The sequence below is a fragment of the Janthinobacterium sp. EB271-G4-3-2 genome (assembly GCF_020858035.1).
Taxonomy (GTDB): Bacteria; Pseudomonadota; Gammaproteobacteria; order Burkholderiales; family Burkholderiaceae_D; genus Janthinobacterium; species Janthinobacterium aestuarii.
The window spans coordinates 282,014-300,846 of sequence record NZ_JACYMG010000001.1; the positions used below are offsets into that span (position 1 = coordinate 282,014).

At 69.2% G+C, this 18,833-nt stretch carries 8 protein-coding genes; 5 read left to right on the forward strand and 3 right to left on the reverse strand.

The genetic code is table 11. The annotated features are described in order from the left end of the window. Nucleotides 1-2 precede the first annotated feature (2 nt). The 3 genes from IGS55_RS01225 to IGS55_RS01235 are packed head-to-tail and all read right to left on the reverse strand — an operon-like array spanning nucleotide 3 to nucleotide 2,856. The gene (locus tag IGS55_RS01225) at nucleotides 3-1,046 is read right to left on the reverse strand and encodes a serine hydrolase domain-containing protein (RefSeq protein WP_230516533.1); all 1,044 of its coding nucleotides are present in this window, start codon (nucleotides 1,044-1,046) and stop codon (nucleotides 3-5) included. Further along, nucleotides 1,037-1,843 (reverse strand): alpha/beta fold hydrolase, encoded by an 807-nt coding sequence (locus tag IGS55_RS01230; protein ID WP_230516532.1) that lies wholly within the window; start codon nucleotides 1,841-1,843, stop codon nucleotides 1,037-1,039. The genes IGS55_RS01225 and IGS55_RS01230 overlap by 10 nt, the downstream gene beginning before the upstream one ends. Next, the gene (locus IGS55_RS01235; protein WP_230516531.1) at nucleotides 1,840-2,856 is read right to left on the reverse strand and encodes a M14 family zinc carboxypeptidase; all 1,017 of its coding nucleotides are present in this window, start codon (nucleotides 2,854-2,856) and stop codon (nucleotides 1,840-1,842) included. Before IGS55_RS01235 ends, IGS55_RS01230 begins: the two co-directional genes overlap by 4 nt. 209 nt (nucleotides 2,857-3,065) lie before the next feature. On the opposite strand from IGS55_RS01235, the gene IGS55_RS01240 reads away from it, so the two are divergent. From IGS55_RS01240 to IGS55_RS01260, 5 genes are all read left to right on the forward strand, one after another. Further along, a complete protein-coding gene (locus IGS55_RS01240) occupies nucleotides 3,066-3,809 on the forward strand; it encodes a hypothetical protein (protein WP_230516530.1) in 744 nt (247 codons plus the stop codon). Beyond that, on the forward strand, nucleotides 3,806-4,381 hold the full coding sequence (locus tag IGS55_RS01245) for an RNA polymerase sigma factor (protein ID WP_230516529.1): 576 nt from the start codon (nucleotides 3,806-3,808) through the stop codon (nucleotides 4,379-4,381). Before IGS55_RS01240 ends, IGS55_RS01245 begins: the two co-directional genes overlap by 4 nt. 8 nt (nucleotides 4,382-4,389) lie before the next feature. After that, nucleotides 4,390-5,361, forward strand: coding sequence for a FecR family protein (locus IGS55_RS01250; protein WP_230516528.1), 972 nt, complete (start codon nucleotides 4,390-4,392; stop codon nucleotides 5,359-5,361). Between the two features lie 153 nt (nucleotides 5,362-5,514). Next, complete coding sequence (locus IGS55_RS01255) at nucleotides 5,515-18,114, forward strand: filamentous haemagglutinin family protein (RefSeq protein WP_230516527.1); 12,600 nt, start codon at nucleotides 5,515-5,517, stop codon at nucleotides 18,112-18,114. Further along, a complete protein-coding gene (locus IGS55_RS01260) occupies nucleotides 18,111-18,815 on the forward strand; it encodes an RNA polymerase sigma factor (RefSeq protein ID WP_230516526.1) in 705 nt (234 codons plus the stop codon). Before IGS55_RS01255 ends, IGS55_RS01260 begins: the two co-directional genes overlap by 4 nt. Nucleotides 18,816-18,833: the final 18 nt, after the last annotated feature.

Below are 18,833 nucleotides of genomic sequence, written 5' to 3' on the forward strand. Positions count from 1 at the left end.
ACTCAGAGATCGAATGCGCAGCGCATGAAGTCGCGCCGGATGTCGTTGATCCTGTCGAACTCGCGCGTGTAATACAGCTTGTTCGTCAGCAGCACCGCATAGCGGCCGCGCCGGGGGCTGAGCCACATGGCCGTGCCCGTGAAGCCCAGGTGGCACCAGACGTCGTCTTGCGCCCCTGTGCCTGCCGCCGGATGCCAGAACAGGCCGCGCGACGGATTCAAGGACCCCGTCCGCACCGTCAGCGATTCCCTCACCCAATCGGCGTCAAACACCTCGCCGTGGCTGCCCGGCGTCAGCATCGCCCGCAGGAAGCGCCGCAGGTCCGGCACGTTGGAAAACAGGCCGGAAATGCCGCACACGCCGCCCAGCAGCCGGGTTGAAAAGTCATGCACCGTGCCGGCAAGATGGGCGCCTGCTACGTCGCAGTATTCGGTCGGTGCGACCAGCTGGCCGTGCCGTGGCGCCACAGGACCGTAGCCCGTGGCGGCCATGCCCAGCGGCCGCAGCACATGCTCGGCAAGGGCCACGTCCAGCGGCATGCCCAGCAGCCGCTCGATGACCAGGCCGAGGATCAGGGCCGCGCGGTCCGTGTATTCGACGGCTCGACCTGGTATGCCTTCCAGCGGCTCGCGCAGCACGCCGCGCACGATATCGTCGTACACGTCGCCATAGCTGGCGCGCAGGCGGGCGCGCAGCGGCAGGCCGGCCGTGTGCGTGAGCAGCTGGAAAATCGTGACCGGTGCCAGCGCGTAGCCTGCCGTGCCGGGCAAGACGTCGACCAGCCGGCTGTCCAGGCGCAGGCGATTCCGCTTCACCAGCCTGCCGATGAGCGACCAGACGCTGATGATCTTGGTCAGCGAGGCGATGTCGAACAAGGTGTCGACCTGTATCGCGGCGCTGGAAGGATCTGGCGTGAGCCGCCCGGCCGCGCCCATTGCGTGGTGGTCGACGGTGCCCACGGCCCAGGCCGCGCCTGGAAAAATCTGTTCGTGTACGCCGGCTTCCGCCAGCGCTGCCAGTTGCTTGGAATGGTCGCTTATCTGCATATTGATTGTGTCGTGGATGTCTTGTTATCGTCTGCCGCCGCCACACCCACCCACCTCGCCACCGACTGCGCCACCCATACCCCCTCGTCGAGCGGCAAGTCGTGGCCCGCGTCGCCGTGGATCAGGCAATCGGCCTGCCACGCGCGGGCCAGACGCTGCGAGCAGCGGTGGTCGACCAGTCGGTCTTGCGCGCCGGCCATCACCAGCACGGGCATGGGGGGGCGGCTTGCCGGGGCGCGGTAGCGGGCGGCCGACAGCAGCTGGCGCAGCGCGTTGCGCCGGCTGACGGGGTATTGCTGCTGGTAACTGAGCCAGTCGGCCAGCAGGGCCGGGTTGCCATGGGCATGCCTGCGGCTGGTCAGGCGCAGGATCAGTGCTTCCTGGCTGCCTGCGTCGCCCAGCAGCAGCTGGCGCAGCAGGGCGCCATAGTTTTGCCAGCGCAGGCGCCGGTAAAACGGGCTATAGGGCCGCATGCTGGTGTTGATCAGTACGCAGCGGGCGATTTCCTGCGGATAGCGGCTTGCCCATTCGACGGCCACCATGCCGCCCAAGGACAGGGCCAGCAAGTGGTAGGGCGCGGGGATGCCCCGCGCCAGCAAGTCCTGGCGGCAGCTTTCGACCATGGCGGCCACGCGGGTGGCGCTGTCCTGCGCGTGACGCGTGCCGTTGCCGGGCAAGTCGGGCGTGACGATGCGGGCGCCGGGCAGGGCGCCTGCCAGGGTGGCGGGGAAGCTGCCCCAGTGGCGCTGTTCGCGCATCAGGCCGCGCAGCAGGACCCAGGTGGGCGATCCGCTCATGATTCGTACCATTGCGCCAGGGCGCGCCGGCGCTGCGCCTTGCGCAGCAAGCCTTCGGGCATCCAGCGGCCGTGGCTGCTGGCGGCGCGCATGAGGAAATCGAACCACACCAGGTGCCGGCGCAGCACGCGCTGCAAGCGGTGCGCGGCCGTGGGGTTGAAGATGCTGACCCGGTTGAACAGCTGGCGCGGGTTTTTCTTGACCCAGCGCCACGAGCCCATTTCCAGGGTCAGCGGCAGGAACACGCGCCCGCTGTAGCTGGTGCCGTTCAGGTACAGATAGTCCCACAGGTCGCCATGCGTGCGGTATTGCCGGCTTTGCGGCTCGAACACATAGTTGTGGTTGGGGTAGCTCTGGCTGAACAGTTCTTCCAGCGCGCCGATCTCGGCCAGGTGTTCGATGGGCACCTTGGTATGCGCATGGGGAAACCAGATGCGGTCGCGCAAGCCGAAGCCGGAATGGCAATCGAGGGCGATGCTGAACTGGCGCGACAGCAGTTCGCGCTCGACGAGGTCGCACACGGCCTGGCTTTCCGCCTCCATCGGCCCCCCGGCAGCGCCCCGGTACCAGGGCAAGCGGGGGCTGTAGCGCTGTCCACCGAGCATGAACGGCACTTTTTCGCGCGCGCTCAAGGGTGCGTTGCGCATCAGGTCGACGCCGCGCGGATTGCTGCGCGTCGCTTGCCACATGCCGCCGGGATTGACCAGCGGCATGAACACGAGGCGCATGGTTTCCAGCTGCTGGTGCAAGGTGGCGTCCCAGCGCAGGCGCGCGACCAGGCTTTCCAAAAAGGACAGCAGCACTTGCGTGCCGATGCGTTCAAGGCCGTGGATGCCGCCGAAAAAGCCCAGCACGGGCACGTCCGGGCCGGGATTGCCCATGGCGATCGAATACACGGGAAATGTGCGCCCATCGATGGCGATGCGGCAGGGCGCGGCCACTTCCAGGTGGCTGCCGCCCTCGTCGATGAGGCGTTTCAGCATGACCAGCTCGGGCAGATTCTTTTCGATCATCAGGCGTCTGAAAGGGAAAGTAGCAGCCAGTGTAGCCGAAATAAGCGCCACGCCCGACGTCCCGCATGGCGAAATTTATTGATGGCAAGCATGTCACGAAGCCGTCATTTTTTGTGTGTAGGCTATTGCAGTTGATGCAAGAATTATTACTTGGCAATGCCTTGTTGCCACGCAGTTTTCCCCACACACGATAGCGACTCGATAGCGATATGACAGGCAGCCCGGCATCCGTCCATGTGCTTGCGCTGGCGGGATACCTGGTACTGCTGGGTTTCCTCGCCACGGTGGGGCCCGTGCGGGCGCAGCCGGCCGATGGTGCCGTCTGGCAATTCGATATCGCCGCGCAAAATCTCGGCGACGCGTTGGACCTGTACAGCCGCCGCACGGGCGTCGCCGTGCTGATGGACCAGCGCTACGCGCAGCGCCAGTCGGCCGCCGTGCGCGGCCCGTATGCGGCCGGCGCGGCCCTGCAAGCCTTGCTGGAGGGCACGGGCCTGCTATCGCGCCTGTCCGACGCGCAAGCCGTCATCGTGTATGCCCCGGCTGCGGCTTCGGCGGCCGCCGCCGCGGACCTGCCGCCGGCCGCCATGCTGGCCGCCGCCGACATCCCGGGCGCCACGCAGGGCGGCGGCGACCATGCGGCCTATGTGGGCCGGCTGCAGCACGTTCTGCTGGGGCTGCTGTGCCGCGCCGCGCAGACGCGTCCCGGCGGCTACCGCCTGGCGCTGCAGCTGTATCTGAACCGCGCCGGCGTCGTCGACCGCGTGCACCTGCTCGACAGCACGGGTTTGCGCGCGCGCGACACGGCCATTGCGCGCGTGGTGCTGGGCATGCGCGTGGGCGCCGCGCCGCTGCCGTCAATGCCGCAGCCCGTCTCCATCCTGCTGCTGCCGCAAGGGCCGGGCAGCGAAGTCGATTGCGCCGCTGGCGCGCAAGGAATCTCCGCGCCATGAGCATGCCCGACCTGCGCACCAAGCTCAAAGGCCACCTCAGTGCGCGCTACGCCGTGCTGCGCTGGCGTCTCGAGCGCGTCGTCGGCTGCAAGCACCATGCGGCCGATGCGCTGCAGGAAACCTGGCTGCGCCTCGAAGCGATGGTGGCGCCGGGGCCGGCCGCCGCGCCCGTCCACAATCCGGACGCTTATCTGCTGCGCATGGCGGCCAATATCGCCACCGATGCCTACCGCCGCGACCGCATCATCGTCACCGAGCGCGAACGCGAGGAGCTGATGGGCATGGCCGACGAGCCCGGCGACGACATCGGCGACCCCGCGCGCATCGTCTCGGCGCGGCTCGACGTGCAGGCGCTCGACGCGGCGCTGGCGGGCCTGTCGCCGCGCCGCCGCGCCATCCTGACGGCGGCGCGCATCGATGGCATGCTCAATGCGGAAATCGCCGCACGCTTCGGCATTTCCGTGGCGATGGTGAAGAAAGAATTGCAGGCCGCCCTGCAACACTGTAAAACGTGCATGGCCGACGCCGATGCGGCCCAGCGCAGCGATGTGTCGGGCCGGCGTAAATATTGATGAATCCCATGACCGCTCCCGACCGCGATCCACGCGCCCCTTTAGATCATGCCGACACGGCCATCGGCCGGCAAGCCGCTGCCTGGTGGGCGCGCCTGCGTGCCGACGATTTTACGCAAGCCGACGCCGACGCCTTGCGCGCCTGGTGCGCGCTTAGCCCCGACCATGCGCGCGCCTGGCGCGAGCTCAAGCAAGTGTGGCAGGCGCTCGACCCCGCCTTGATCCGCGCCGCCGCACCGCGGCAGGCGGCCGTGCTGGCGTTCCCGGCGCGTCCCGGGCGCCGTGCTTTTCTTGGTGGCGCGCTGGCGGCCGGCGTGGCCGTGCTGGCCTTGCGTCCGCCCTTGGGCGCCTGGCCGTCGCTGCAGGAGCTGAGCGCCGACTACCGCACGGGCACGGGCGAGCAGCGGCAAGTGGCCCTGTCGCAGCAGATGACGGTGCAGATGAATACGCAGACGCGCATCAATGTGCGGGCGCCGGAAGCGATCGAACTGCTGGGCGGCGAAGCGGAAATCGTTGCCAGCGGCGCGCGCCAGCCCGTATCTGTGGTGGCGGGCGCCGGGCGTTTATTGGCGCAGTCGGCCCGCTTCAATGTGCGCCACACGGACGACGCCGTGTGCGTCACCTGCCTGGCGGGCGCCGTGGACGTGGTCTGGCAGCAGCGGCGCCTGACCCTCGATGCGGGGCAGCAAGTGGTCTACGACGAGCGGGACGTGCAGGCGGCCACGGCCGCACCGGCCGAGGAGGCCAGCGCCTGGCGCACGGGCGCGCTGTCGTTTGCCGGCCAGCCGCTGTCCCGCGTGGTCGAGGAAATCAACCGCTACCGGCCGGGACGGGTCGTGCTGCGCAATGCCGAGCTGGGCCGGCGCCTCGTGCGCATGCGCTTTTCCATCAAGCAAACCGATGGCGCGCTGGCGATGATACGCGACCTGACGGGCGCGCAAATGACCAGCCTGCCAGGCGGCATCGTGCTGCTGAGCTGATTTCAGCGGAAGAGGGATGCCCCGGCGGCAGGGGAATCCAAATATTTTTCAAAAAACATTATCCCTTCCGCCGCCCAGCTACGTCATGGAGGCATGGACGCCTGCGCTACCGCCAGGCTCCGTTCCCTTCTCTCTAGCCAGGAAACCATTGCCATGACCAAGCTTCACACTGCCCAGCGCCCAGTCCCCACGTCCACGCTGGGCAGCCGCTTGCGGCTCACGCCGCTCGCTTACGCACTGACCACCATGCTGATGGCGGGCGCTTTCAGCACGCCGGCGCGCGCGCAGCAGGCGTTCAGCGGCGGCTGGTTCGCGGCCAAGGGCGCGGCACAAAATACGGCGGCCACGTCGGGCCGCTTGCCGAATGGCCAGCCGCTGCCGCCGGGCAGCCGCCCAGAGGGCCAGCAACAGCAGGCGAACCAGCAGTTGCAGCGCTCGCTCAACAACCTGAACCTGGCCGCGCGCGCCATCGCCGCGCAGCAAGCGGCCCAGGCGCAGGCGCGCCAGGCAGCTGGTGGCGGCGCCAGCGCGCCGAACGGCCTGGCGCAGGGCGGCTTGCAGGTCGACACCAACAGCCTGACGGCCGGCTGGCTCAACGCCCAGGCGCCCGTGCAGACGGTGGCGGCGGGCAAGACGGCCGTGGTGGTGCAGCAGACGGCGGACAAGGCTGTCCTGAACTGGGAAACGTTTAACGTTGGCAAGGACACGACATTGACGTTCCAGCAGCAAAAGGACTGGGCCGTGCTGAACCGGGTCAACGATCCGCAAGCGCGTCCCAGCCAGATACAGGGCCAGATCAAGGCCGACGGCACGGTGCTGATTGCCAACCGCAACGGCATCGTGTTTAGCGGCACGAGCCAGGTCGACACGCGCAGCCTGGTGGCGGCCGCGGCCCGCATCAGCGATGCGCAATTCCAGAAGAACGGCATCTACAGCCCCGGCACGGCCGGCGCCGCGACGTTCACGGAGGCGGATGGCAAGGTGCTGGTGCAGGCCGGCGCGCGCCTGGCCAGCAACGTGCCCAAGGGCAGCACGGAAGGCGGCGGCTACGTGATGTTGCTGGGCAAGGAGGTCCAGAATGCGGGCGAGATCAATACGCCCAAGGGCCAGGCCCTGCTGGCGGCCGGCGACGGTTTTGCCATCAAGAAGGGCGTGGGCACGGACGGCAACCCGCTGTCGACCACGCGCGGCAGCGAAGTCACGCCGCAGTTCGCGGCCGGCAGCACGGCGGGCAAGGTCGTCAACACGGGCCTGATCCAGGCGCGCGAAGGCGACGTCACCCTGGCCGGACGCGACGTGCGCCAGGAAGGCGTCGTGCTCGCCTCCACCACGGCGGCCACGCGCGGCACGATACACCTCAACGCCCTGGGCGGCGACGCTGCCGTGACTCTGGGACGCGGCGCCACCACGGCCATCCTCGTCGAGGACGACGGCAAGACGACGGCGCTCGACAGCCAGCGCGACGCCATGCGCGGCCCGGCCGTGACGTCCACGGAAAATATCCTCGCCGTCAACGACCGCCGCGACCAGTCGCGCATCGAGATCGGCAGCACCGGCACGGTGGAATTTCTCGGCGACTCGCTGACCCTGGCCACGGGCGGCCAGCTCGCCGTCAACGCAGCCAGCCGCAGCCTCGTGCGCGACGGCGCCCAGCTCGACGTTTCCGGCGCCGTGGGCGTCAAGGTGGCGATGTCTGCGAACAATGTCGAGATCAACGTGCAGGGCAACGAACAGCGCGACGCGCCCGTCAACCGCGACGGCAAGGCCCTGATCAACAGCAGCATCTGGGTGGACCGCCGCAAGCTGGTGTTCGTGCCGAAAGGCACGAACGGCTACGACAGCGACCGCTGGTACACGGCCGGCGGCTTGCTGGAAGTGGCCGGCTACCTGGGCACGCAGGGCCATTCCGTCAGCGAGTGGATGGCGCAGGGCGGCACCGTCAGCTTCGGCGGCAAGGATGTCGTCACGCAGCTTGGCTCCGGCATCAACCTGTCGGGCGGCACCCTGGACGTGCAGACGGGCGCCGTGCGCCAGACCTGGCTCAAAGGCGCGGACGGCAAGCTGCATGAAGCGGGCAGCGCGCCCGCCGACCTCGCGTATGCGGGCGTCTACAAGGGCTACGAGGAAGAACACGCGCGCTGGGGCAAGGATGCCAGCGCCTTCTACGCCAATCCATTGATCGCCGCGCAACTGCGTCTGGAAAACGGCTACACGGCGGGGCGCGACGCGGGCAAGCTGGTGGTCGCCACGGAGTCGGCCGTGCTGGAAGGCGGCATCGCCGGCGACGTTTTCCAGGGCGAGCGCCAGACCCAGGCGCCGCAGGCGCTGCTCGACGGCTATCAGCAGTCGCAGTTCGCGGCCGCGCAGCGGGGACAATTGATCGTTGGCCAGTATCAGCCCATGTTCGACAAGCGCACGGGCGTGCTGCAGCATGCGCTGTCGGCCGTCATGGACGAGGTGCGCCTGACGCGTGTGCAGGACGGCATTGCCGCCGGCCTCGACGTGACAGGCATGCTGGACGCTGAACGCCAGGGCAAGCTGCTGCTCGACACCACCTTGCTGAACAGCCAGCAGCTGGGCGCCATCCGCATCGCGGCCAAGGGCGCGGTCACCGTCGACAGCGCGCTGCAGGTGGCCGATGGCGGCAACATCACCTTGTTCGGCAATGACGTGGCCATCAATGCCAGCCTGCGCAGCCATGGCGGCAGCATCGCGGCCGGCAATGTGCTGAACCAGGTCGGCGCGCTGGGCATGAACGACACGGTCGTCATCCCGGGCGGGCCAGAGGGCAAGCTGGTGCTGGCCGATGGCGTGAGTCTCGACACGAGCGGCTTGCTCAGCAATGTGCTGCGCGACCCGCTGGCCGCCGCCGGCCTGCCCTACATGAATGGCGGCAATGTGTCCCTGCGCGCGAGCGGCGACGTGCGCATCGGCAATGGCAGCCTGATCGACGTGAGCTCGGGCGCGGCCATCCTGTCGCAGGCGAAACAGCAGGGCGGCAAGGGCGGCAACGTGAGCCTGGCCAGCTATGGGCCGAAGGCCGACCTGGTGCTGGGCGAGGGCGCGCAAGTGCGCGGCCATGGCGTGCAAGGCGGCGGCAAGCTCGAATTGCAGGCGAACAAGATTTTGATCGGCCAAACTGAAAAACCCGAGGCCGGCACACTGCACTTGGGCGGCGACTTTTTTGAGCAGGGTTTTTCCAGCTACAGCCTGGTCGGCAAGCAGGGCTTGACGGTGGCGGACGGCACGCAGGTGGACGTGCGCATGCCCGTGCTGCGCGTGGTGGACAACGAGAAACTGGCGCTGTGGACGCCGGAACAGGTCACGGAAAACGCGCTCAAGGGCACCTTGACGCAGCGCAAGGGCGCCAGCCTGGCCCTGCAGGTGGGCGATATCCAGTCCGGCGCGGCCGACATGGCCAGCGCCGAATTGCTGGTCGGCAAGGGCGCCGTGGTGAGCGTCGATGCGGGCCAGTCCATCAAACTGTCCAGCGTGGGCCAGCTGACGGTGGACGGGCGCCTGAACGCGTGGGGCGGCAAGATCAGCCTCGGCGGCGTGGGCGTCGGCGTCAGTGTGTCCGAAGCCGTGGAAGCGGCCGGCCATGGCCGTTCGCTGTGGATAGGCGAGAACGCCGTGCTCGACGTCGCGTCGCGCGCCGTCACGGCCACGGATGCGCAGGGCCGGCGCTACGGCAAGGTGATCGATGGCGGCAGCATTGTCGTCGGCGGCGAGATCGACCATGCGCAGGGCAGCACGTCGGCGGCCAGCCTGTTCGTCGTCGTGCGCGACGGCGCCGTGCTCGACGCTTCCGGCGCGCACGCGGTGCTCGACGTCAATGGCGCGGCTGTCGACGTGGCCAGCGCGGGCGGCAGCATCGCGCTGGCGTCGAACAATGGCTTGTACCTCGATGGCCAGCTGCTGGCCAGGGCGGGCGGCGCGGGCGCGGCGGGCGGCAGCCTGTCCGTGGCCACGGGCACGCCCGAGTACCGCAAGGAGCTGGCGACGGAGCAGGTGCTGCAGGGCCGCCAGCTGATCCTCTCGCAGCGCCAGCTTGCCAGCGACCTGGCCGCAGGCAGCAGTGCGCAGGAAGGCCAGCAGGCGCTCCAGTACGGCCATGGCCGCCTGTCGGTGGAACAGGTGGCGGCGGGCGGTTTCGGCAACCTGGCCCTGCTGGGCGCCGTCACCTTCGGCGGCGACGTGGCGCTGAACATGCAACAGAGTTTCCAGCTGTATGGCGCGCCGGCGCTGGCGCCCGGCAGTTCGCCCGACGCGAAGGTCAAGGTGGCGGCGCCGTACGTGCGCCTGGCCAGCGTCAAGCCGGTCGCACGCGACTTCTATGTCAGGCCAGGCACGGCGGGACCGGCGCCCATCGCCAGGCAGATCGGCTTTGAAGGCGAGCTGATCGACGTGCGCGGCCTGGTCAATATCGTTGCCGACGACGTGCGCCTGAGCAGCCGCGGCGACCTGCGCTTCCTGCTGTCACCGCTGGGCTGGGACGGCAACCAGCCGACGACGGTGCTGTCCACGCCGGGCGACATGACCCTCAGGGCGGCCCAGCTGTATCCGGAGACGGGCGCCGGCGCCGCCGTGCGGGCCGGCTATGGCATCGTCGACGGCAAGATTGGCTACGATCCGGCCCACAGCCTGAACATCGCCCGCAGCACGGCTGACGTGCCGGCCATGCCGTATTCCGCTTTCGGCTCGCTGGAGCTGGCCGCCGCGCATATCGAGCAGGGCGGCGTCGTGCGCGCGCCGCTGGGGCGCCTGTCGGTTGGCGCGGCTGGCTATGAGAACGACAGGAGCCTGACCGTTAACTTGTTGCCAGGTAGCATCACCTCCGTCAGCGGCGCCGGCCTGGTCATGCCGTATGGCGGTACCGTCGATGGCCAGACCTGGAACGTCAACGGCAAGCCGGCCACCTTGATGGGCGTGGGCGGCATCAATGTGCAGGGCGGCCTGCGCATCGGCGTGGAAATGGCGGGCGCGGCCGTGGATGTGCGGCCGGGTGCGCTGCTCGACCTGTCCGGCGGCGGCGAACTGACGGGTGCAGGTTTCATTTCCGGGCGCGGCGGCTCCACCGACGCGCGCACCCATCCGCTGGTGCAGGTGGGCGCGAATGGCGGCTTCGTCCTGCCGGGCCTGGCAACGAATCCCGTGTACGCCATCGTTCCGGGCGCGCAAACGCCGCAGGCGCCGTCGGGCGGCGACAAGGCGGCCTCCGATCCGGCCGTGGGCCGGCAGGTGACGATAGGCAGCGGCGTGCCGGGTCTGCCCGCCGGCACCTACACCCTGATGCCGTCGACCTATGCCTTGCTGCCGGGCGCCTTCCGCGTGGAACTCAACGGCCTGGCGGGGCAAGGCGGGGCCGGCTCGCTGGCGCAGCCGCTGCGCAACGGTTCCTGGGCCGCACCGGGCACCCTGTCGATCGCCGGCACGGACATCCGCGCGCCGCTGGCCAGCCAGCTGATACTCACGCCGGCCAAGGTCTTGCGCACGTATTCCCAGTACAACGAAACCGGCTATGCGGCGTTTGCCCTGGCCGATGCGAAAACGCGCGGCATTCCCCGCGCGCTGCTGCCTGCCGATGCGAAAACGCTCAAGCTGACCCTGGCGCAAGGGGGCGGCCCGGACACGTTCCAGTTCAAGGGCACGGGCAAATTCTCCACGGCCGAGGGCGGCTATGGCGGCACCGTGGTGCTGATGTCGAACGACAGGTCCGCCGGCGAGATTGAAATCCTCGCCGACGGCGCGCCGGCCACCAGCGGCGCCGGGCAGGTCAGCGTGCGTGCCTCGAGCCTGAACAATATCGGCGCGGCCCGTATCGTGGTGGGCAATGCGCCGTCCGTGGAATATGGCCAGGGCGGCAACTACGTGAACTTCGGTTTCAACTCGGCGCGCGCCGTCTACCTGCGCGCGGGCGCCATCCTGTCGGCGCCGGAAGTGTTCCTCGTCGCCCAGGACCCGGGCAATGACCAGCTGGGCGATGGCTTGATCGATATCGCGCCCGGCGCCGGCATCAGCACCCTGGGGCGCGGCAAGGCCGCGTACGACGCCAACGACGGCTTTATCTACCAAAAGGGCCGCGCGGACGTGCACATGCTGGCCGCCTCGAACGGCTTGCTCAACGTGGCGCCCGTCAGCGGCACGGCGCGCGGCGGCATCCGCATCGGCGTGTGCGGCGACGCCTGCACCGACAAAGGAACAGCGAGCCTGTATTCGGAAGGCACCTTGCTGCTGTCGACGAACGGCAGTTTCGCGCTGGACGACACGGCCCGCTACGGCACGCGCAACCTGAGCCTGGCCGTGGGCGCCATCAATATGGGCAGCAGCGAAGCGCTGGCGGCGGCCCAGGCCAACGGCACGCGCTCGAGCGGCCTGGCCATGAACCAGGAGGTGCTGGACCGCCTGCTGCGCGGCGACACCAGCACGGGCGCGCCTGCGCTGCAGGCGCTGATGCTGAGCGCGGCCGATGGCGTCAATTTCTATGGCGACGTGGTGCTCGACACCTACGACAAGGCGAGTGGCAAATCGAACCTGGAGCGCCTCGTGCTGACCACGCCGGCCATGTATGGCCAGGGCGGCGCCGATACCGTGGCGACCATCCGCACGGCCAATCTGATCTGGGGCGGGGCCCTGTCGCCGGCCGGCAATGTCATCACGCATGGCGCCGGCACGGGCAGCGGCACCCTGAACCTGGAAGCGGAACGCATCGATTTCGGCTTCGGCCCGTTCACGCAGCCGGCCGGCGTCGCCTCGTTCGACCGCCTGGCGCTGGGTTTTGGCAACGTCAACCTGAAGGCATCGGGCCAGGTGACGGCCAACCACAAGGGCAGCCTGTCCGTCTACCAGGCGCAGGGCGCCTACGAGGCGGGCAAGGGCTACCAGTACAGCGGCGGCAACCTCAATATCAGCACGCCGCTGCTGACGGGCGACGCCGGTTCCGCGCACAGCTACACGGCGGGCGCTGCGCTGAAGGTTGCGGCGCCGGCCGGCGCGGCGCCCGCTGCCCCGGTCAAAAATAACGCGGCACTGGGGGCCCAGCTGGCCTTGCACGGCGACAGCGTGAGCGTGGCGACGGCCGTCGTGTTGCCGAGCGGTAAGTTGACGATCAGCGCGCAGCGCGACATCAGCCTGGCCGACGGTGCGCGCATCGACATGGCGGGCCGCAAGTCTACCTTCTTCGATGTGGATAAATACAGCTGGGGCGGCGACGTGAGCCTGGACAGCCGCGCCGGCGATATCCGCCAGGGCGCGGGCAGCCTGATCGACCTGTCGGCCGAGAACAACCGTGCCGGCAGCCTGAAGGCCGTGGCCCTCGATGGCGCGGCCGGCATGGTCGACTTGCAGGGCAAGATACTCGGCGGCGCCAGCGGCAGCTACGACGCGGGCGGCACCATGGTGCCGTACAAGAAGGGCAGCGTGGACGTGCGCGCGCAAACGCTGGGCGCGGGCGGCGCGCCGGACAGCCAGTTCGCGTCGCTCAACACGCGCCTGAACGAAGGCGGCGTGACGGGTGCGCGCAGCTTCCAGCTGAAACAGGGCGACTTGACCATTGGCAATGAACTCAAGGCGGGCGAGGTGCAGGTGTCCGTCGACAACGGCCGCCTGACGGTGGCCGGCACGATAGACGCCAGCGGCGAGCGCGTGGGCAGCATCCGCCTGGCCGGCAAGCATGGCGTCACCCTGGCCGGCAACGCCGTGCTCGACGCGCATGGCACGCTCTTGCGCGTCGACAGCTACGGCAAGATCATCGACAGCCCGAACCGGGCCATGGTGGAACTGAACGCGGGCGAGGGCGTGCTGGACCTGGCAGGCGGCGCGCAGATCGACGTGCGCCATGCCACGGCGGCCGTGGCCGGCAAGGGCAAGGGCGAATACGACGGCGCCGCGCGCGGCACGGTGGAATTGACGGCGCCGCGCCTGGGCAGCGGCGGTACAAGCACGGACGTCGATGCCGCCACCTTTGGCGATATCGGCATCCGTGCTGGCGGCGGTTTCACCATCCGTGGCGCGAAATCGATCGCCATCAACGCCATGCGGCGCTACGACGATGCGGCCTACGCCGCGGACCTGTCTGCCAGCGGCCGTCCGTACCAGGTGATCAACCAGGCCTACCTCGACAGCAAGCATGCGGACAGCACGGCCTTCATCGACGCGGCGCTGGCCAATACGAACTTGCGCAACGGCAAGCTGGCGGGCCTGGCCACGTCCGCGTATGCCGACGCTTTGCATCTGCGTCCCGGCGTCGACATCGTCAGCAAGACGCCTGACGGCGACCTGGTGGTGCAGGGCGACCTGGACTTGTCGGGCATGCGCTACGCCAGCCTGAATCCGCGTTTTCAGCAAACGGCCGTGCGCGGTTCGGGCGAAGTGGGCAGCCTGCTGCTGCGCGCCGGCGGCGACTTGAGCATCTACGGCAGCATCAACGACGGCTTCGCGCCGCCGCCCGCCACCAGGGATGACGGCGGCTGGGTACTGCTGCCGGGGCGCGACATCAATGGCGGCGACGTCATCGTCCCGGGCCAGGGCGTGACCCTGGCCGACGGCACCTTGTTCCCGGGCGGTATCGCGCTCAATTACGACGTGCCCGTCAAGGGTTTCAATCTGCTGGCCAATACGCGCCTGCCCGTGGCCGTCGTCCTGGACCAGGCCATGACGGTGCGGGCCGGCACGGTGCTGGCCGCCGCCGTGCGCGACAGCGCGGGCAATATCGTCCATCCTGCCGGCAGCCTGCTGGCGACGGAACAAGTGTTTACGCCCGGCATGCGCCTCGACGCGGGCAGCGTGCTGGCGCAAGCGGTCAAGGTGCGCGCCATGACCTGGCCCAAGGGCGTGCCGCTGCCCGGCGTGGCTGGCGAACGCTCCGTCTTTGCGCTCGATGGCCAGCTGGCGCTGGCCGTGGGCGCATTGATCCCGTCCGGCACCGACGTCAAGCTGATGCCCGATGTGAAGTCGATTCAGCTGCGCCCGGAAGTGGCGGGCAGCCAGGGCAAGCTGTGGGCCATCGCGCCCATGCTGGCCGAAGGCTCGCAAGCGTGGGGCATGCGCCTGGTGGCCGGTGCCGACCTGGATGCGGCCGACACGCGCGGCGTACAGGCGCATCCGGACCACGGCACCCTGCGCCTGGCCGACAGCCATTACGGCATGTATGGCATCCTCGTGCCGCCGAAGGGCGTGCAGTACTGGAGCGAAGCGGCTGCGGAACTGGGCGTCGAAGGCATCGTGGCGGGCGAAGTCATTACCGAGGAATTCACCAGCCAGTTCGGCCAGACCGTGGCGGAGCTGTGCGCCAACGACCCGTCCCTGTGCGTGCTGAAGGTGGCTTATGTGTGGACCAAGGCAGGTGCGGAAGAGTTTGCTTCCCCCGACGTGAAGGCGGGCGACGTGCTCGACCCCGTGGCGCTGCAGTGGCCGACGATTTGCGAGGAGAATCCCACCTGGTGCGGCACGGCCAACCCCACGTTCGACTACAAGGCCTCGAGCCTGCGCCACAGCGTGCTGCGCACGGGCACGGGCGACCTGGACCTGGTCAGCGGCGGCGACCTGCGCATGGACAGCCTGTATGGCGTGTACACGGCAGGCATGTCGTCCGTGGCGACGTCGGCCGGCGACCCGTACAACCAGGCGCGCGGCCGCAATGCCAACGGCAAGGTGCTGAGCAATCCTGACGGTGCGCACGAACACCTGGTCGACGGCGGCGCCGACAGCGTGTACCGCGCCTGGTACCCGGACCAGGGCGGCAACCTGCTGTTGAACGTGGCGGGCAGCCTGACGGGCTCGCTGATGACGGGCAGCGGCGCGATCAATCTGCGTCCCGTCAGTTCGGACAGCGGCCACGACAGCACGGCCGTCGGCAACTGGCTGTGGCGCCAGGGCAGCGGCGCGGTCGCCACGGGCGGCCCGGCGCAGCCGGTGGCGTGGTGGATCAATTTCGGCAGCTATGTGGGCGATGCCACCGGCAACTACGGTGCCGACAAGCTGCTGGGCTTTACGGGCTTCGGTACCCTGGGCGGGGGCAACGTGCGCGCCGACGTGGCCGGCGACGCGGGCGTGCAGGCGCTGCTATCCGGCAGCAGTTTTGACGATAATATCAATACCCGTTCGCAGGGCTTGCTGCTGGCCGTGGGCGGCACGGGCCGCGTGCAGGCCGATGGCAGCCTGCTGCTGACGGGCGGCGGCGACCTGGATCTGCGCGTCGGCGGCGTCCTCAATCCGGCCGGCACGGCAGGCCTCAACCACATGAATGGCGCGCTGGTCGACTTGCGCGGCCACGCGGCAACGTCGGCCGCGCAGCTGGGCAGCGTGGCGCTGGAATACGGCTCGCAGCATACCCAGCACGTGCCGCTGGAAACGCGGGCCTACGATGCCTTCACCGCGACGCGCGCCGCGCCGAGGGGCGGCATGACCCTGGTGCCGGGCGACGCCACCTTCACGGTGGCGACCCTGGGCGACCAGGTGTTGCAGGACGTGGCCGACCCCGGCCGCGTGCGTTTGCTCAGCGCATCCCCGTTCATCAGCGCCGCGGGCGAGGCGGGCGTCGGCTACAGCTGGTTCAGCCTGTGGACGCCGCGCACGGCGCTCGACCTGTTCTCCGCCGGCGGCAACATGACGCCGCTGACGGCACCGGTCGGCACGGCCACCGACCTGGCCATCGTTTACCCGTCCATCGTGCGCGTCGCGGCGCCGAATGGCAGCTTGTACTACGGCAAGGCAACCGCCAACTGGAATAGCGCCAACAGCTATGCCGACCCGCTGGTGCTGGCGCCATCGCCGAATGCCCAGCTGGAATGGCTGGCTGGCGATTCCATCTATGCGGGGGGCTATGCCGTCAGCCAGTCCGGCGCCGGCGCGGACAGCATGGCGACGCCGTTCAAGCCGGCCTTCGCGGGCTGGAGCGCGAATGCGGCCGATGCTAATCCCGTGACGGGCAACATTTCCAGCACGGGCGCGCCGGCGACGCGCTCGAACTTCCCGCTGTTCGCCTTCGGCCCCGATTCCGCCGCCGGTCCCGCCAACAGCGGCACGCAAGCGGCCCGCATCTATGCCGTGAAGGGCGATTTGATCGGCGTCAATAGCGGCCGCATGGTCGCGTTCTACGACGCCAGGCATGCGGGCACCACCTGGTATGAGGGGGCGCAACCGGTATGGATGAAGGCGGGCCGCGATATCGTCGGCAGCGGCACGGCATTGCTTGAGGGTATAGACGGTAGCGAGAACACGAGCGGCATGATATTCAGGAATTACAGCAATCTGTTCGTGCACAACAATGCGTTTGACGTCTCGGTGGTCTCGGCCGGGCGCGATATCCTGAACAGCTCCTTCAACGTGGCCGGCCCCGGCACGCTCGATATCAGCGCCGGACGCAACATATTGATGCAGGACAAGGGCAGCGTCGTCAGCCTCGGTCCCGTCGTCGCCGGAGATAAACGCCCGGGCGCCGGCATCGCCATGCAGGCGGGCGTGGGCGCGGCCGGTCTCGACTACCTGCGCTTCGTCAAGCCCTATCTTGACCCGGCCAGCGTGGCGCAGGCGGGCGTGCCGCTGGCCGACCAGGCCGGCAAGGTGGTGAAATCGTACGAAGGCGAACTGACGAGCTGGCTCGGCGAGCGCTACGGCTTCAAGGGCACGGCCGCCGAGGCGCAGGCCTTTTATCTCGCCTTGCCCGAGCCGCAGCAGCGCGTCTTTGCCCGCCAGGTGTATTTCGCGGAACTGAAGGCGGGCGGGCGCGAGTTCAACGATGCCGACAGCGCCCGCTACGGCAGCTTCCTGCGCAGCCGCAACGCCATCGCGGCCCTGGCGCCGGCCACGGACGCCAGCGGCAAGGCCATCGATTATGCGGGCGACATCGTCATGTACCGCGGGCTGTACGCGGTGCGCAATGACGGCGAGCAGCGCTGGGACTATTTCCCCCGCAGCGGCTACGTGCACACCAACTTCGGCGGCGGCATCCAGTTGCTCACGCCGGGCGGCAAGCAGATCTTCGGCATCGAAGGCGAGGCGCCGCCGTCGACCTCGGGCGTCATCACCAAGGGCGGCGGCAATATCGAGCTGTTCTCGCACGGCAGCGTCCTGCTGGGCCAGAGCCGCGTCATGACGACGTTCGGCGGCGATATCCTCGGCTGGTCGTCGGAGGGCGACATCAACGCGGGCCGCGGTTCGAAGTCGACCATCGTCTACACGCCGCCCAAGCGCGTGTATGACAACTGGGGCAACGTGACCCTGTCCTCCGATGTGCCGAGCACGGGCGCCGGCATCGCCACCCTGGCGCCGATCGCCGAAGTACCGGCCGGCGACGTCGACCTGCTGGCGCCGCTGGGCACCATCGACGCGGGCGAGGCGGGCATCCGCGTCTCGGGCAGCGTCAACCTGGCCGCGCTGACGGTGGTGAACGCGGCGAACATCCAGGTCAAGGGCGAAGCGAAGGGCATGCCGACGGTGGCCTCCGTCAACGTGGCCGCCATGACGAACGCCAGCGCGGCCGCCACGCAGGCGACGGCCGCCGCCCAGGACGTGGTGCAGCGCGAGCGCGCCGCCACCCGCGCGGCGCAGCCATCCGTGTTCACGGTGCGCGTGCTGGGCTTTGGCAACGACGCGCCGCCCGACAGCGCGCAAGCGGCGCCGCAGGATGGCGCGCGCACCGAGGCGGCCGACTACAACCCGCGCAGCGCCGTGCGCGTGCTGGGCCTGGGCCCGCTGCCGGAATCGGCCACGCGCCAGCTGACGGCGCAAGAGCGCAGCAGGCTGTCGCCATGATGGCCGGCCTGGTGAATACGACCGCTGCCTTGTCTTTGCGCATGACGGGCATGGCTTGGTACCGCCCGGCCATCCGCCCCCGGCAGCAGGCGGCCAACGACGTGGCGCCAGGGCAGGGCGCCCGCCTGCAGGCTGTGCTGGAGGGCAATTACGCGGCCCTGCACCGGCGCCTGGCGCGCCACCTGGGTTGCGCCGAGCTGGCCAGCGACAGCCTGCACGACGCCTGGCTGCGCCTGGGCGGGCTGGCGGCCGGGGAAGACGTCGCGCTGGCGCACAATCCCGTCGCCTATGTGTTCCGCGTCGCGTGCAATGCGGCCATGGACAGCCTGCGCCGCAACCGCGCCTGGCTGTATGCGGACGAGGGCGACGGGGACGGCACCGCCGGCCTGGTCGATTTCCTCGCCGATACGGCGGCGGGGCCGGAGCGCCTGGCCGAGCTGCAGGCCGACGTGCGCCGGCTGGCGCACGCCGTCGACTTGCTGCCGCGGCGCCACCGGCAAGTGCTCGAAGCGCTGCGCGTGGACGAGCTGACCCGCCAGGAAGTGGCCGAGCGGCATGACATGTCGCTGCGCAACGTCGATACGGCCTTGCGCCAGGCGCTCGACCACTGCGCCCGCCACACGGGCTACGCGGCGCAGGGCGGCGTCGGCACGACCCGGCGCGGCCTCAGGCTGAACGTTCGTTCGCGTACAGACGCGTAGGCATCGGGCCGTCAGACT

Coding starts and splice junctions, on each gene's coding strand:
- IGS55_RS01225 (WP_230516533.1), bottom strand. CDS start 1,046: ATGCAGATAAGCGACCATTCCAAGCAACTGGCAGCGCTGGCGGAAGCC.
- IGS55_RS01230 (WP_230516532.1), bottom strand. CDS start 1,843: ATGAGCGGATCGCCCACCTGGGTCCTGCTGCGCGGCCTGATGCGCGAA.
- IGS55_RS01235 (WP_230516531.1), bottom strand. CDS start 2,856: ATGATCGAAAAGAATCTGCCCGAGCTGGTCATGCTGAAACGCCTCATC.
- IGS55_RS01240 (WP_230516530.1), top strand. CDS start 3,066: ATGACAGGCAGCCCGGCATCCGTCCATGTGCTTGCGCTGGCGGGATAC.
- IGS55_RS01245 (WP_230516529.1), top strand. CDS start 3,806: ATGAGCATGCCCGACCTGCGCACCAAGCTCAAAGGCCACCTCAGTGCG.
- IGS55_RS01250 (WP_230516528.1), top strand. CDS start 4,390: ATGACCGCTCCCGACCGCGATCCACGCGCCCCTTTAGATCATGCCGAC.
- IGS55_RS01255 (WP_230516527.1), top strand. CDS start 5,515: ATGACCAAGCTTCACACTGCCCAGCGCCCAGTCCCCACGTCCACGCTG.
- IGS55_RS01260 (WP_230516526.1), top strand. CDS start 18,111: ATGATGGCCGGCCTGGTGAATACGACCGCTGCCTTGTCTTTGCGCATG.